Annotated in this window: 13 protein-coding genes; 9 read left to right on the top strand and 4 right to left on the bottom strand. The window is 44.9% G+C overall.

Annotation, left to right across the window (positions count from 1 at the left end):
- Positions 1 to 6: 6 nt before the first annotated feature.
- Positions 7 to 1,488 carry an adenosine deaminase gene (locus V7Q33_RS12880; protein WP_333820090.1) on the bottom strand — a complete coding sequence of 494 codons (1,482 nt, stop codon included), beginning with the start codon at positions 1,486 to 1,488 and terminating at the stop codon, positions 7 to 9.
- 375 nt (positions 1,489 to 1,863) lie between these two features.
- Here V7Q33_RS12880 and V7Q33_RS12875 point away from each other — a divergent pair, with 375 nt between their 5' ends.
- The 8 genes from V7Q33_RS12875 to V7Q33_RS12840 all read left to right on the top strand — a co-directional run bounded on the left by V7Q33_RS12875 (position 1,864) and on the right by V7Q33_RS12840 (position 9,956).
- The gene (locus V7Q33_RS12875; protein WP_331981094.1) at positions 1,864 to 2,322 is read left to right on the top strand and encodes a glutathione peroxidase; all 459 of its coding nucleotides are present in this window, start codon (positions 1,864 to 1,866) and stop codon (positions 2,320 to 2,322) included.
- Entirely contained in the window at positions 2,309 to 2,869 is a 561-nt protein-coding gene (locus tag V7Q33_RS12870; protein ID WP_333820089.1) for a glutathione peroxidase, read from the top strand. The genes V7Q33_RS12875 and V7Q33_RS12870 overlap by 14 nt, the downstream gene beginning before the upstream one ends.
- 63 nt (positions 2,870 to 2,932) lie before the next feature.
- On the top strand, positions 2,933 to 3,838 hold the full coding sequence (locus tag V7Q33_RS12865) for a 1,4-dihydroxy-2-naphthoate polyprenyltransferase (protein ID WP_333820088.1): 906 nt from the start codon (positions 2,933 to 2,935) through the stop codon (positions 3,836 to 3,838).
- 91 nt (positions 3,839 to 3,929) lie between these two features.
- Positions 3,930 to 4,547, top strand: a complete 618-nt coding sequence (locus V7Q33_RS12860) for a DUF4136 domain-containing protein (RefSeq protein ID WP_333820087.1) — start codon at positions 3,930 to 3,932, stop codon at positions 4,545 to 4,547.
- 2 nt (positions 4,548 to 4,549) lie between these two features.
- On the top strand, positions 4,550 to 5,167 hold the full coding sequence (locus V7Q33_RS12855; protein WP_331981086.1) for a hypothetical protein: 618 nt from the start codon (positions 4,550 to 4,552) through the stop codon (positions 5,165 to 5,167).
- A 119-nt stretch (positions 5,168 to 5,286) separates the two neighbouring features.
- Positions 5,287 to 6,813, top strand: a complete 1,527-nt coding sequence (gene guaA / locus V7Q33_RS12850; RefSeq protein ID WP_333820086.1) for a glutamine-hydrolyzing GMP synthase — start codon at positions 5,287 to 5,289, stop codon at positions 6,811 to 6,813.
- Positions 6,814 to 6,895: 82 nt separating this feature from the next.
- A complete protein-coding gene (locus V7Q33_RS12845) occupies positions 6,896 to 8,626 on the top strand; it encodes an ABC transporter substrate-binding protein (protein WP_331981082.1) in 1,731 nt (576 codons plus the stop codon).
- Between the two features lie 577 nt (positions 8,627 to 9,203).
- On the top strand, positions 9,204 to 9,956 hold the full coding sequence (locus tag V7Q33_RS12840) for an alpha/beta hydrolase (protein ID WP_333820085.1): 753 nt from the start codon (positions 9,204 to 9,206) through the stop codon (positions 9,954 to 9,956).
- Between the two features lie 151 nt (positions 9,957 to 10,107).
- Here V7Q33_RS12840 and V7Q33_RS12835 read toward each other — a convergent pair whose 3' ends face one another.
- Complete coding sequence (locus V7Q33_RS12835; protein WP_333820084.1) at positions 10,108 to 11,571, bottom strand: alpha-L-fucosidase; 1,464 nt, start codon at positions 11,569 to 11,571, stop codon at positions 10,108 to 10,110.
- 391 nt (positions 11,572 to 11,962) lie between these two features.
- Between V7Q33_RS12835 and hemL the strand changes: the two genes are divergently transcribed.
- Positions 11,963 to 13,249 carry a glutamate-1-semialdehyde 2,1-aminomutase gene (gene hemL / locus V7Q33_RS12830; protein WP_331981076.1) on the top strand — a complete coding sequence of 429 codons (1,287 nt, stop codon included), beginning with the start codon at positions 11,963 to 11,965 and terminating at the stop codon, positions 13,247 to 13,249.
- 227 nt (positions 13,250 to 13,476) lie between these two features.
- Here hemL and V7Q33_RS12825 read toward each other — a convergent pair whose 3' ends face one another.
- Entirely contained in the window at positions 13,477 to 13,809 is a 333-nt protein-coding gene (locus V7Q33_RS12825; protein ID WP_331981074.1) for a hypothetical protein, read from the bottom strand.
- A 326-nt stretch (positions 13,810 to 14,135) separates the two neighbouring features.
- Complete coding sequence (locus tag V7Q33_RS12820) at positions 14,136 to 14,966, bottom strand: alpha/beta fold hydrolase (protein WP_333820083.1); 831 nt, start codon at positions 14,964 to 14,966, stop codon at positions 14,136 to 14,138.
- Positions 14,967 to 15,054 lie beyond the last annotated feature (88 nt).

The raw sequence follows: 15,054 nt of genomic DNA, 5'->3' as shown, positions 1-15,054 counted from the left end.
GTATAGTTACAGCTTGCCTTTTAATACTTCTTCTTCAAACGTATTTATACCGGCTTCTACAGAGGCGCGAATCTTTTCTTTTGTTTCCTTCTCCTTTATAAAGCTGTAGTCGATGCTGTTGAATATAAACGTCTTTATATCGGCATACGATATTTCGGGATAGCGTTTTGCCAGCAACACAAATTGATGAACGTGATTGCTTCGCAATATACCGGGATCATCCGTAGATATAACGATGGGCACGTTGTGCTGTTTGTATAGTGTAATGGGGTGGTCGTTATTCTTTACATTCAGAATAAATTCATTGCTCCATAAATTGATCTCAATAGGCACGCGATGGTCGTGCATATAGCGGAGCAATTCGCCGCTGTTATCTTCATACGCCATGTCAACACCATGACCAATACGGTTGGCGCCGGCTATATATACTGCATCGCGAATGTGGAAGGTAAGGTCTTCGGGTTTAACAAGCCCCAGGGTGAGCTCACCGGCATGCATGGAGTATTTTACCGTTGGGTATACGTGGTGGCAATACCGGAACATATACATGTGCAGGCGATAATCGCGCATGGATACATCGCCATGCTCGGGCGAAAGTATATTTACACCACCTATCAGTGGATTGCTGTGTGCAGCTTCAAACGCCAATAACAGATCGGTAAAGAATTTTACTGGATCGGTTTTTCTGTTTACGTAGGTGAGGTAGCGAATCGTTACATCATCATCGTCCGGTACAAATTCGTTGTGAATACTTTGCAATGTTGTGTTAAAATCGGTAACGCAGGCAAACAGATTTTGCTTACGGAGGTCGTGAAGAATTGAATCGAGTACCGGTTTCAGTTTGATTGTATCGCTATACTGGTGCAGCGTTAGTAATTTTTCATAACGATCGGCCTGCGCGGGAATAATGCCGCAGGGTATACCTTTCAGCATAAGTTCCAGGTATTGCACATGCTCTGTTTTCGCGCGGTCTTTTAATTCACGGAGACCTATACCCGTTTCATGCCATCCGCCGGAAGGTAAATGTCCAAAGCTGTCAAAAAAATGTTCATGCGAAGGACCATCGGAGGGTACGTAATCTTTTACTGACCATTGCTGGAGTATGCGTTGCTTAAGGGTTGCAAGCTTTCCTTTTTTTATAATGTCTTGTATATAAACGTAGCGTTTATAGTTTCCTTTTTTGTTAATGCTCTTGATGCTGTCGTATTCATAAGCAAGCGATACCGTATCGAACCACGGCTTTTTTCGCAACAGGTAATTCCAGTACGTTTCGCCGTATACTGAACCTGAAAAGTGGTTGTGAAGATCGCCACCTTTTGGCATACGCGAGAAAAAAGCGGTAAGCAGTGCCTCATTGTTACGAATCTCTTCGAAGTACCGGTGCATGGATGTTGCACGGTCTGTAGCCGGCTTGCAGGCCGTTGCTAAAACAAGGCAGAGAAAGGGAAGGAGATAAGCAAAACGAACGGTAGAAAATGGTGTGGTCATGGCCGATTAAATTCCGGTGATCCGGGGATGGTTAGATGAAAGATAAGCAGTAGGTTGAATATAAATTTTTGTGTGATGGATTGAATATAAATTTTAGTATGGTCAGTTCCGGATTTCGCCTATAAATGCGTTGAGAAAATTACAAGAGTGGAAACCGGGAAACGTGGCCGGCAAAAGTACAATATCGCAGGGAAAGATGTGCACAAAGGGATATCAAACATGAGATATATGTTGCCCCTATATATAGTAATCGGGTGGATATGAGGTTATAAATTTTACGTTTTTGAACAAAAAAGCGATAAGTTTGTTTCACTTAACAAAGCACAACAACCCATGAAAACTTTCCTGTTATCATTGCTTATGGTTTTACCGACTATGACATCATCTATTTATGACTTTAAGATGAATTCAATCGATGGCGATTTGATTGATTTTTCCAGGTATAAAGGTAAAACGCTGATGATTGTAAACGTGGCATCGAAGTGTGGCTTTACCAAGCAATATGCCGATCTGGAAAAGCTGCATGAGCAGTTTGGCGATAAAGTAACGATCCTCGGTTTTCCGGCCAACAATTTCGGTTCACAGGAGCCGGGTTCCAATGCTGAGATTGCGTCCTTCTGTCAGAAGAACTTCGGTGTAAAATTCCAGATGTTTGAGAAAATATCTGTAAAAGGAGATGATCAGAGTGCACTCTATGCATGGCTGAAAGAAAAGACTGGTCATGAGCCAACCTGGAACTTCTGCAAGTATCTGGTGAAGCCTGACGGCACGGTAAAGTTTTATGAATCGAAAGTAAATCCGTTGGATAAGGAAATCATTAATGAAATTAATTAAAGTAACGTTTATTATTGCAGGTACGATGGGGCTGGTAGCATTCCTTTCTTCAAAGCTGATCTCGGCCGATCGGCCTCAGCAAGTGAGTGGTTCAATCTACGATTTCAAATTGAAATCGCTGGATGGGCAGGATATTGATTTTAGCCAATACAAAGGCAAGAATCTGCTGATTGTAAATACAGCTTCCAAATGCGGATATACTCCGCAATATGCAGACCTCGAAAAGTTACATGAACAATATGGCGACAAGGTGGTCGTGCTGGGCTTTCCTGCTAACAATTTTCTGTGGCAGGAACCCGGCACGAATGCCGAGATCGCATCGTTTTGCCAGAAGAATTATGGTGTTACGTTTCAGATGTTTGAGAAAGTTTCGGTGAAGGGACGCGATCAACATCCGCTATACCGCTGGCTGGCAGGCAAAGCCGGTAAATCACCTTCCTGGAATTTTTGCAAATACCTGGTAGACAAAAGCGGTAATGTAGTGGCTTTCTATGGCCCGAAAGTCGATCCGTTGGATAACGAGATCATCAGCAAGATCACACAGTAATTTTATAAAATAGTTCATGTATTTTATACCGCGAAGAAGCAGAAAGTATACTTTTGTAGCGATATGAATACAAAGGTCTGGCTTCAGGCATTTCGCTTACGCACGCTTCCGCTGGCGCTGTCATGTATAGCCATGGGTGGTTTTCTTGCATCCGCAGCAGGTGCATTTCAATGGAATATCTTTCTGTTGTGTGTGTCTACTACTATATTTTTACAAATACTTTCCAACCTGGCGAATGACTACGGCGATTCGATACATGGTGCTGATAGCACCGACCGCAAGGGGCCTTCACGTGCCGTACAAAGCGGCGCTATCTCTTCCGCACAGATGCGCAAGGCTGTTATCATCTTTGTGTTGCTGTGCCTGGCCAGCGGTATAGCACTGCTGTTCGTTTCGTTTGGTATAAACTGGAACGCTATACTCTTCTTTTTCGGGCTGGGTATATTGAGCATACTCGCTGCGATAGCCTATACCGTGGGGCGTAAGCCGTATGGATATATAGGGCTTGGCGATCTTTCGGTATTAATCTTCTTTGGATTGGTAGGCGTAATGGGTTCATACTATCTTTTGGCCAAGCAGATTACCTGGCAGCAAATATTGCCGGCATTGAGCTGCGGGCTGTTCTCCATTGCGGTGCTCAACATCAACAACATTCGTGATATAGAGTCTGATCTGAAGGCCGGCAAGTTTTCTATACCCGTGCGCATTGGCAGAGAAAGAGCCATTGTATACCATTGGTTTCTATTGACGAGCGGATTACTTTCTGCTGCGGTATATTGTGTACTTACCTTTTCATCGCCATGGCAATTTCTGTTTCTGGCGAGTGTGCCGTTGTTTATAAAAAATGGTATGGCTGTGAGCACCCGGCCATCGCATGAACTCGATCCATACCTCAAGCAAATGGCCCTGTCTACACTTTTATTTGTGCTGTTGTTTGGTATCGGCCAGATTCTCGGTCGAAGTTTTTAACAGGCTTTAAACCAAACCCTTCTAACGTGTGTCTAATGATGGAATGATAATTTAATATCATTCATGTCGTTCTATCTTAAAGCCCAGACGCATGAAATATTTTGTTGCCAGTCTTGTGATAGCGATGGCATGGTCGTGTCATCCCGAGCCGAACGCGTACGATCTGCTCGATCAGATGGTGGTCTCAACCAACTACGATACAACGGCTGTTTTCAATTCCTATAAAACCTATAGTTTGCCAACCGATACGATCGGCTATGTATCGGATACGGACCCGAACGATACCATTATTACTTCGCCCAAGTATAATCTGCCACGCGGTGTATTGAAAGCGGTGGAAGCCAACATGACGAAGTATGGCTATCAACGCGTGGCGCAAGGCCAAACAGCTGATATAGGAGTAAATGTATATGCCGTAAAGAATCTCAATCTCTTTCAGCAGGTTATTTATCCTAATTATTATTATTCCGGCTACTATGGATACGGTGGTTACTATTACTATCCATACGTGCAGACGTATGCATTTAACACCGGCTCGCTGGTAGTAGAATTTGTAGACCTGAAAAATGCCACGGCCAATGGTAAATATAAAGTAATCTGGAATGCCTATATGGGCGATTTGTTCAACACCGCGCGTGATGAAACGGAAGAGTCGGTAGATGCAGTGAATCAGGCATTCGATCAATCACCGTATTTAAAATTACCCTAGTCATGAAGTACCTGTTCAGTATATGTTTTCTGTTTGCTGCACATGTGCTGTGTGCACAGCATAATTATTTTTATGTCAGCCTGGATGTAAACAAACCATTGGCCGGCACCGAGTGGATGGGAGGCGGTGCCAGTGCACGTGGAGCACGCCTCGGGTATCGCAGCTTCATTCGGGAGGGTGATCGCTTTTCGCTGGGCGCTGATTTCAATTTTACATCCTACAACAAATACAATCCCACGCATGTGTTCGAAAGCCCTGGTGGTGCCATCGGTACTGATTATTATAATTACCTGTATCAATATGGTCTTACGGTAAGTGGCCAGTATTATTTCCCGGTAGGGGAGAGTGAGCACTTTTTTCCGTATGCAGGCCTCGGTATAGGAGCTACTCATATTGAGTACACCCGGTACTATAACATCTATTCCGATGTAGAGAAGAAATGGGGATTTCTGGCCAGGCCGGAAGCCGGTATTGTAATCCGGTTTGTGAAAGATCGCGCTATCGGTGCCATGGCCGCCGTGCATTACGATTATACCACTGCCAAAAGCCCGAAGTTCGGCCTCGGCAACTTCTCTTCTGTTGGCTTCCAGGTAGGGCTGGTGTTTATGAACCGCTACTAGCGGTAGGCAAAGCGTTGTAAAGTTACCGAAAGGCATGTTTGTCTCCATTTGCCCGCCAGCCTTGCACTTTATTCACATTCATTCTTCCATCGAAAAAATCTCGGGTTATCTTTGCACCCATGCCGCAACAGATACTCATTTTAGATTTCGGTTCACAGTATACCCAATTGATTGCCCGCCGGGTTCGTGAGCTCAATGTTTATTGTGAAATCCACCCTTTTAACAAAATTCCTGCGATTACGCCCGATATTAAAGGGGTAATCCTGTCGGGAAGCCCGTGTTCCGTACGCGACCAGGGTTCTCCGGATGTAGACATTGCACAATTTGGCAACCTGCCGGTGCTGGGTGTTTGCTATGGTGCCCAGCTGATCGCGCACAAGAGCGGAGGCCAGGTGCTTCCCTCGCACGCCCGTGAATATGGCCGCGCCAAACTTACCACGGTAGATCATCATAACCCTTTACTGAAAGAGATTGCGCTTGACGGACAAGTATGGATGTCGCATGCCGATACCATTGCTTCCGTGCCTGATACGTTCGAAGTAATCGCGGCTACACCTTCTGTAAAGGTGGCGGCCTACCGCGTAAAAGGAAAAGAAATTTACGGCATACAGTTTCACCCGGAAGTAACACATACCATCCAGGGTAAAGAGCTGTTGAGAAACTTTGTAGTGCACATCTGCGATTGCCAGCAGGACTGGACGCCCGATCAGTTTGTAGAAACTACCGTGGAAAGTCTGAAGGCCAAACTTGGCAACGACAAAGTGGTGATGGCACTGTCGGGCGGGGTTGATTCTACCGTAGCGGCTATATTGGTTCACAAAGCTATCGGTAAAAATCTCCACTGCATTTTTGTTGATAACGGATTGCTGCGCAAAAATGAGTTTGAGCAGGTGCTGGATTCTTACAAGCACATGGGCCTGAACATTAAAGGCGTAGACGCGAAAGAGAAATTCTATACGGCGCTGAGCGGACTCACTGATCCGGAAGCGAAGCGCAAAGCCATCGGTAAAACATTTATTGATGTGTTTGATGAAGAGTCGCACCTGATACAGGATGTGAAGTGGCTGGGGCAGGGAACGATCTATCCCGATATTATTGAATCGGTTTCTGTGAAAGGTCCTTCCGTTACCATCAAGTCGCACCACAACGTAGGAGGCCTGCCCGAAAAAATGAAGTTGAAAGTTGTTGAGCCGCTCAATACGTTGTTCAAAGACGAAGTACGTGTGGTCGGTAAAACATTAGGCATTGATCCTGCTATATTGGGTCGTCATCCATTCCCGGGACCGGGTCTTGGCATCCGTATTCTCGGAGATATTACGGCTGATAAAGTAAAGATTCTGCAGGAAGTAGACAGCATCTTCATAGGCGGATTAAAGGAGCACGGCTTGTATGATAAAGTGTGGCAGGCGGGAGCCATGTTGTTACCTGTGCAATCGGTAGGGGTTATGGGAGATGAGCGTACCTACGAACGCGTGGTGAGTCTTCGGGCCGTTACCAGCACCGATGGTATGACTGCCGACTGGGCTCACTTGCCGTATGAGTTTCTGGCGAATGTTTCCAGCGATATTATTAACAAAGTGAAAGGTGTAAACCGCGTGGTATACGATATCAGTTCAAAACCACCGGCTACCATCGAGTGGGAATAATGTATAGAAATGCCGGGTATGAAAATATATACCGCTATTCTGTATGCACGCGTCTTAATACATGTAAACTTCAGAGCATAGCATGATCAGCAGAAAATTAATCGTTTGTCTGTCGTTTTTAATTCCTGTATCAGCCTTTGCCCAGGTCATTGATTACAACAAGCAGTTCTTCAATGGCAAGCAGCTTTTCCGCGAAGGAAAGTATAACCTGGCGATGGAGACATTGAAGCCGCTGATTCCGTATGCATCCAATAATCAGTTCTCCGAATACGCTTCTTTCTATTATGCACTCGCTGCCCACAACCAGGGCTATATGGCCGTATCGAAAGATATGTTCAACCAGTTGAAGTCGCTGCACCCTGCATGGGACAAGATTGACGAAGTAAATTTCTGGCTTGGCAAAATATACCTGGATAGTAAAGATTATTTCCAGGGCCTAAAGATGCTTTCTTCTATCAAAGACAAGAAGATGGAGAAAGATATTGATGCACTCAAAGCAAAAGCATTGGTTAACGTAACGGATATAGAAACGCTGAAAATGATGCGTGAAGAATATCCGAAAGATGAAGTGGTGGGTAAAGCACTGGTGGCGGCATTGGCAAAAGATATGGCCAATGTAGAAAGCCGTACGCTGCTGGAGTCACTCATCAGTCAATATGGTTTAAAGAAAACTGATTACTTCCCGGAAACGCCTAAATCTACGATGAAGGATTCCTACTCGGTAGGCGTTATGTTTCCTTTCCTGGTAAATACACTCGACCCGACACCAGGCCGCAAGCGTAACCAGATTGTGCTTGATTTTTATGAGGGTATGCAACTGGCCGTTGATACACTCGCGCAACAAAACGTAAAGATCAGTCTGCGTGCATACGACACCGACCGGAACGTAGAGAAGATAAAGTCACTGCTCAATACAGATGAGCTGAAGAGTATAGATCTTTTGGTGGGGCCGTTCTTCCCGGAAGAGAATAAGCCTATTCAGGATTTTTCGCTTGCCAACAAAATAAATGTATTCAATCCATTCTCGAATAACAGTGATGTGATTGGCAACAACCCCTACGCGTTTTTATACCAGCCTTCTATAGAAACGCTGGGTAAAAAGTCTGGCGAGTTTATGGCATCCACAGTACGGAAGAAAAACTGCCTGGTATTCTATGGTACGTCTCGCAGAGATTCTTTGCTGGCCGCTACATTTGTGGAGAAAGCCCGCGAAAAGGGAATGAAAGTGCTCGGCTCACATCGTATTGTAAAAGAGTCGCTTCCTAAAATTGTAAATATACTGGCAACACCTACGGAGTATGATGAATTCAGATATCCTAAACAGTTTACACTGAGGAAGGATAGCCTCGGTGGCGTATTTGTTGCTTCAGATGATGCACTCATCTATACCAAAGTACTCGGCGCAGTAGATACCCGTGGCGACTCTGCTATGGTAATTGGCTCTGAAGACTGGCTGGAGCAAACAGCACTGGAACTTGACAAGTATAGTTCATTGCCGGTAGTGTTCATGGCTCCCAATACACCGCTTACCAGCAACCCGCATCTCTCGGCTTTCATCGCGAAATTCGTACGTGCGCATGGACATACACCGTCACTATATTCTATGATGGGGTATGAGTTTATGCTCTTCGCAGGAAATCAACTGAAGAAGAACGGAGTATATTTCCAGGAAGCAATGAACAAAGAGAAGATCATTAACGGATACCTCACACAAGGATTCAATTATCAGTTCAGCCGCGACAATCAGCTGGTGCCGTTCATACGGTTCAGACATGGTAAAGCAGTTGTGGTGGATAAAGGTGCTAACCGTTAATCGTATCCTGCTTTTCTATTCGAAGTGAATACCGTTTGGGGTTATCGCATCCTGAAAATTAATAATTTCAAAAGTTCTGATTTGCTGCTGGCAGGAGCGTTTGAACCTGGCCTATAAAAGTTCTTTAAACATTAAAAGCGAATATCAGCAACGCTGACAAGTACGATGCGTTGTCTTTCGATTCCTCGTCTACATTCATGGACTTGTAATATCTATTGTCTTTTTCAAACGGGTTTAGGGAAAGCGGCCATAGCAACCGTCTTAACCATAAGGAGGCACTCACCTCCCAGGGAATTCAACTGCCTCTTTTCATGGAAGTAATGGAGAGATACTTTTTAATTATAGTAACCGTAAATGTTTTATAAAAAATCAACGCACTATGCTTAATACATTTAACAAGCTGATTAAGATAGCCATTCTCGCTTTGCTGGTTGTAGTCACCACAGTCGCTTGGGCGCAGGATGGGACAATCTACCCCCTACAAGCGCCTGCAGAACCGAATGCGATTAAACTCGGAACCGGCGGTGTTGAGAATCAGCCAGCACCGGAAACTTGGTTCCGCCAGTGGGGAGATCCTATGGCGCGGAACATTTCTACAGCCACATTAACACCGTTCTTACCCAAGAAAGGTCAGGCAAATGGGGCGGCTGTTATCGTGGCACCGGGTGGCGGCTTCAGGTGGTTGTCGTTAGGTAACGAAGGATGGGAAGTAGCACAAGCGCTGGCCGACCGAGGCATTGCTGCATTCGTGCTCAAGTACCGGCTTCATCCCACCCCTGAGTCGCTTGAAGATTTTAAAGAGTCGATGAATCGAACTTTCGCTGCGGCAACGCCTCCATCAGAAACTAAAAAAGAAACTACGCCGCCAAGCCGGCCGCCCATGGATTTATCGAATCAACTTGAAGATGCGGAGGCAGCTTATGCCATGATTGTTAAACGTGCTGCAGAATGGGGTGTAGACACTGCGCGTCTTGGTATGATCGGGTTTTCGGCTGGAGCCGGGTTAACGATGCATTGCACGCTGAACTCCAAATCTATGGAGCTGGACTTCATCGGTCCGATCTACGGTGGTATGGGCCCTGTGGAGGTGCCTAAGAATGCTCCGCCAATGTTCAACGTGATCGCTACTGATGATTTTCTTTTCCGGGGTCAGTTTGGAGTTATTGACTCCTGGTATAAAGCGGGCCGTCCTGTAGAGTTTCATCTTTACCAGAATGGAGGCCATGGGTTTGGCCTCGGAAATCCAAACCGAACCAGTAATCGCTGGTTTGATGCTTTTATGTACTGGCTGGAGGTTAATAACTTTCTCGCTGCCAACACGAAGAAATGACTGAAAGGAGCAAAGGACTTTCATTAAAAATAAAAAGCCTGAAGTCTTTAAGATTTCAGGCTTTTGGTTCGAACGAATCCTGTTCGGTTATTTTAACCGGCGATGATTCAGATTTATACTTCAAACGCGGAGCAACGTCAGTGCTGGTATATTACTTTGTTATTGGCTGTTTATATATACCAAAAGTATGTAACGCAGCACTTGCCTGGCCTTCCGTGATGTGTAGCCGAACATATTTTGCCCGTACAGGCTTGAACCTGACAAGCCATTTATATCCTATAGATTGTTTGTCGGTAGCTTCTGGGATCGGTATCCACTTTTTGCCATCGGTGGAGTAGTCAACGGACCAGCGCGTGGTACGTTGCCCGAGCTCTATCACTTCCTGTAACATAAGCACATCAAATACCTGCGGCGAGCCGAGATTGAATGTTACTGTATCGGTTGAAAAGCCCTCTGCCGAAGCATAGTATGTACTCTCAGCGTCATCGATAAGATTTGCAGGTTTATATTTCCCTCCCCGCGGATGCATCGCTTTAACAGTTGCTTTGCTGGCCAGATTGTTCTGAAAAGTGGTATTAATAAGATAATGCAGACTGTCTGTACGCTGTGCATCGACAGATGAGATCAATCCATCCTTATTGGGCGAATAGTTTAAAAGTAAAACACTATTGCGTCCTACCGAGTTAAAGTATATATCCCATAGTTCTGCAACAGTCTTAACGCGCTTGTCTTCTTCCGGATGATAGAACCAACTGGGCCGGATCGATACATCTACTTCTGCAGGTATATAGGCCTGACCATTCTTTTCGCCATGATTCAATTCCTGTATATGGCTGGGTTCATCACGTATGGAGAGTGGATTTATTGTTGCCCAGCACGGATCGCCCGAGAAGCCTGATTCATTTCCGACCCACCGGCAGTCAGCAAAACGATACGAGTTCTTCGTTCCGAAAATAACGCATTGTGGTTGAAGCCTCCGAACCGTATCGGCCCAGCGGGTATAGTATGCCGTAGTGAGCTTATCGGCTCCGGCACCATCCCACCAGATCTCCCATATAGGACCATAATTCCGTAACAGCTCCGATAGCTGGCTGGCGTAGTAATCGCTATAGTCATCAGTGCCATAGCGTGAATCATGACGATCGTGCGGTCCAAGATATATAGCAGCTTTTATACCCGCCTTTTTACAGGCATCGGTAAACTCCCTCACTACATCACCTTTCCCGTCTTTCCAAGAACTGTTTTTTACAGAATAATTAGAATGCTTCGTGGGCCAGTTACAAAAGCCATCAGCATGTTTGGCTACCAGTATACCGGTTGTTATACCGGCTCGCTTCAAAACACCTGTCCATTGGTTACAATCCAGTGCTGCAGGGTTAAATACTTCGGGGTCCGCAGTGCCATCACCTTCATTATCATTGGTAAACGTGTTCATTCCAAAATGGAAGAACGCAATAATCTCGCGATGATACCATTCTATCTGCCGGGCGTTCGGTACCGGACCAACAGGTTGGGGCGGAGCCTGTGCAGAGGCCATGATCGGAAAAGCTGCCAGGCAACCGGTGATGTATATACATGCGATGGTTCGGAGACGGGTGATTCTTGTTATATGCATGGTAACATGGTTTCATACTGAGTACAACTAACCAGCGAATGACCCTGACCTCCAATTCGAAATTTATTACAGTCGGTAAACAACCCGGTAACAAAACCTAATCTCACAAAACCCTAACAGACGAGTCAGAGTAGTCGAAAACCGCTTTTATCCAGGTGTTTTTTGGGATTTAAACACCTTCGCTTCTATATTCACGATTTGTTTACAGGTTGATAGTGCGTGTGATAGAATGAGGCACAAGAATGCCAGCGTTTCACAAAGAACGATTAACCTGTAACGATTAACGGCCACTTAAAGACACACTCTAAACTCATTACCCACACCTCCAGCAACTGGCAGCTAGCAGCTAGAGGCTTTTAAACAGCAGCCAGTAACTATTAACATGAAAGCAATGGCAGACGCAACAAGCAAATCACTTTTTGAAAAGGCAAAGCAATATATACCGGGCGGTGTTAACTCACCGGTGCGGGCGTTTCGTGCGGTGGGTGGAAATCCGCTGTTTATGAAGCGTGCGAAAGGCGCTTATCTGTATGATGAAGATGGCAATGAATATATAGACCTGATCAACTCGTGGGGGCCGATGATTCTTGGACATGCGCACCCGATTGTAGAGGAAGCGGTGAAAGAAGCATTGAGCAGTTCTCCTTCTTTTGGTGCACCTACCGCGCGTGAAGTAGAGATGGCAGAGTTGATCTGCTCCATCGTTCCATCAGTAGAAAAAGTGCGCATGGTAAATTCCGGCACAGAAGCAACCATGTCGGCTATACGCGTGGCACGTGGCTATACCGGTCGCGACAAGATCATAAAAATGGAAGGCTGCTATCATGGTCATGGAGATTCTTTCCTGATCGCGGCCGGAAGTGGTGCACTTACGTTCGGCACACCTGATAGTCCGGGGGTTACAAAAGGCACTGCGAAGGATACGCTCATTGCGCCATTCAACAGTTTGAACGCCATAGAGAAATTGATTCAGGAGAATCCGAATGAAATTGCCGCGATCATTCTCGAACCGGTAGTGGGCAACATGGGGTGCGTTGCACCGGAGCCTCGCTATTTACAAGGATTGCGTTCGCTGTGTGATAAGCATAGCATTGTATTGATCTTTGATGAAGTAATGACCGGATTTCGCCTTGCTCCCGGTGGTGCCCAGGAACTATATAACGTAAAGCCCGATATGACCACGATGGGTAAAATCATTGGTGGCGGGCTTCCGGTAGGAGCGTATGGAGGAAAACGGGAGATTATGGATTTTGTATCGCCGCTGGGCCCTATATACCAGGCGGGTACTCTTTCTGGTAACCCTCTGGCAATGGCTGCCGGATTAGCCATGCTGAAATATCTGCGCGCTAATCCCACAGTATATACACAGATCAATCAGGCTGGTGCCAAACTGGTTAGTGGTATACAGGCACAGATTGAGAAGACAGGAATAGAAGCAACCGTTAATCATGTAGGATCAATGTTCACCTTATTCTTCACCGGTGAACGTGTTTTTGATTTTAATACGGCAAAAACATCCGATACAGAGATGTTCGCGCGCTATTTCCAGTCCATGCTGGCGCAGGGAATATACCTGGCACCTTCGCAATACGAAGCGATGTTCATCTCAACTTCGATTGACGATGTAGTGGTGGAAAAAATCCTCACAGCCAGCGAAAAGGCGCTTCAACAACTGTGATATTCCGGGACATTGTACGTTTCGTTCCCCAATATAACCGCATTGTTTTCGTTTTTGCGAACTTTATAGATTCACTGGGCATTGGCATATAATTGTTCTCTACCTGAACAGTAAATGTTTATGGTATGGAAACGGATAATAAAATAAGAAAGACAGAGTGGCTTATAGAAGCGATTACGTGGATCACCATCGGACTGATTATACTCTATACATAGTAGCAGCCTGAATCAATACAGGTAATTCTTTAAAATATGCTCAACCTCTGTGTAAAAGAGTTCCTCTTTCCCTTCGGATAGCGATGCTGAGTTGCTCTCTTTAATCTGGTCTACAATCGGTTTGTAGTGCGATGTGTTGACTGGTGCAATCAGAAATTCTTTCAGGTCACGTCTTATAAATTCAATCTTCACAGTCGACAAATCTTTCAGGCCGTAGCGATTCTGTATATAGTCTTTGAGAAAACGTTCATCCAGAAAATCCTTAATCAGGTCGTTACGAACTTTACGGATTATATCAATTATGTTCTCATCAGACCACTTGGTGGAATGGATTGTTTCTTGCATAGCAAATAAAAAAGTTAGCGGAATGATCGACTAATTAAATTAGCGATACAATCTTATTAAAACTAAAATAATTAGTAAAGATAAATCTCTAATATTTTATGTTTTGGCGGCTGGAAATGGAATATACTACGTTCTGACCCAGAAAAGAAGCAATATCGGTCTTAAATTTTAAGCAGCGGTATGCAATCGTATTAATATTCCGTTGAGCCGATGTGAAGTTTTTAGCGATCAATAAAATTAACTTGCTTGTGCAAACAAACAGCTTCCTCGTGGGAGGATCAGGAGAAAATGTAAAATCCTGACTTAATTACAGCCTGTGTATATACTCAAATGCGACTGTACAATCGGAATTGTTCCGGAACAGCGTCTTCTGTAATCTTATCAATAACTTTTTCCAGTGCTTCATTCAATACTTGCGATTCTTCGATCATCGGGAAGTGACTGGTGCCGTGAATGAAATGTAGCTCATAACCGCTCTTCGCATAGTGCTTGAGTGGTTCTTCGTTTGTAGGTGTATAATCAACATTAATGATGTATACTCTTTGTGATAAAGATTGCAGCAGTTCGCGTTCGCGTAATGCATAATGGAATATCTCTGTCATCGTTCCCACGGCCATGGGTTTATAGGCATTGCGATATGCGTGAACGATGGTGTGAACAATCTTTGGATCAGTATCAGCAGTCAGCAGCCCCTGGCGGGCATAAGCTTCTGTGGTATCTGCAAAATTTATCTGCAGATTTTCGAGTACAGTATTGATCTGCGCTTGAATGGCGACAGGCATTTCAGTGCCAGCATTCTTCAATGCTTCTACAGCAATTATACCTTTTACAGTGCCCGGTTGTAATGCAGCCGTTTCAAGCGCGACATCAGCACCCATGGAGTGACCAATAAGAATAACATTCTTCAAGTGAAGTGAATCAATAATACCCGAGATATCTTTTCCGTATGATTGCATCGTCCATTGCTTTCGATCTCTTCCGGAGTGTCCATGTCCGGCAAGATCAACCGCAATAACAGTATAACTGCTTTTGAAATATTCTACCTGCTCGCGCCAATAGTGTTTGGAAAGAAAAGAGCCGTGAATAAACAGCAAGGTGATATCACCATCACCCGCTTTCAAATAGTCAATTACCACATTGTTAGTCTGGATTTTCATATAGGTATGGGTTGAAAGTATAAAGTACAGGGGGGAAGCAGGAAAAAACCATGCCCTGAAAGGAGGGGAGTAAGAAATAAGGAGTAAG

The organism is Ohtaekwangia sp., assembly GCF_036786105.1.
In the GTDB taxonomy this organism is placed as follows: Bacteria; Bacteroidota; Bacteroidia; order Cytophagales; family Cyclobacteriaceae; genus Ohtaekwangia.
Note: the sequence above shows the minus strand (reverse complement) of the source record. Positions and strands in the feature narration are given on the sequence as shown.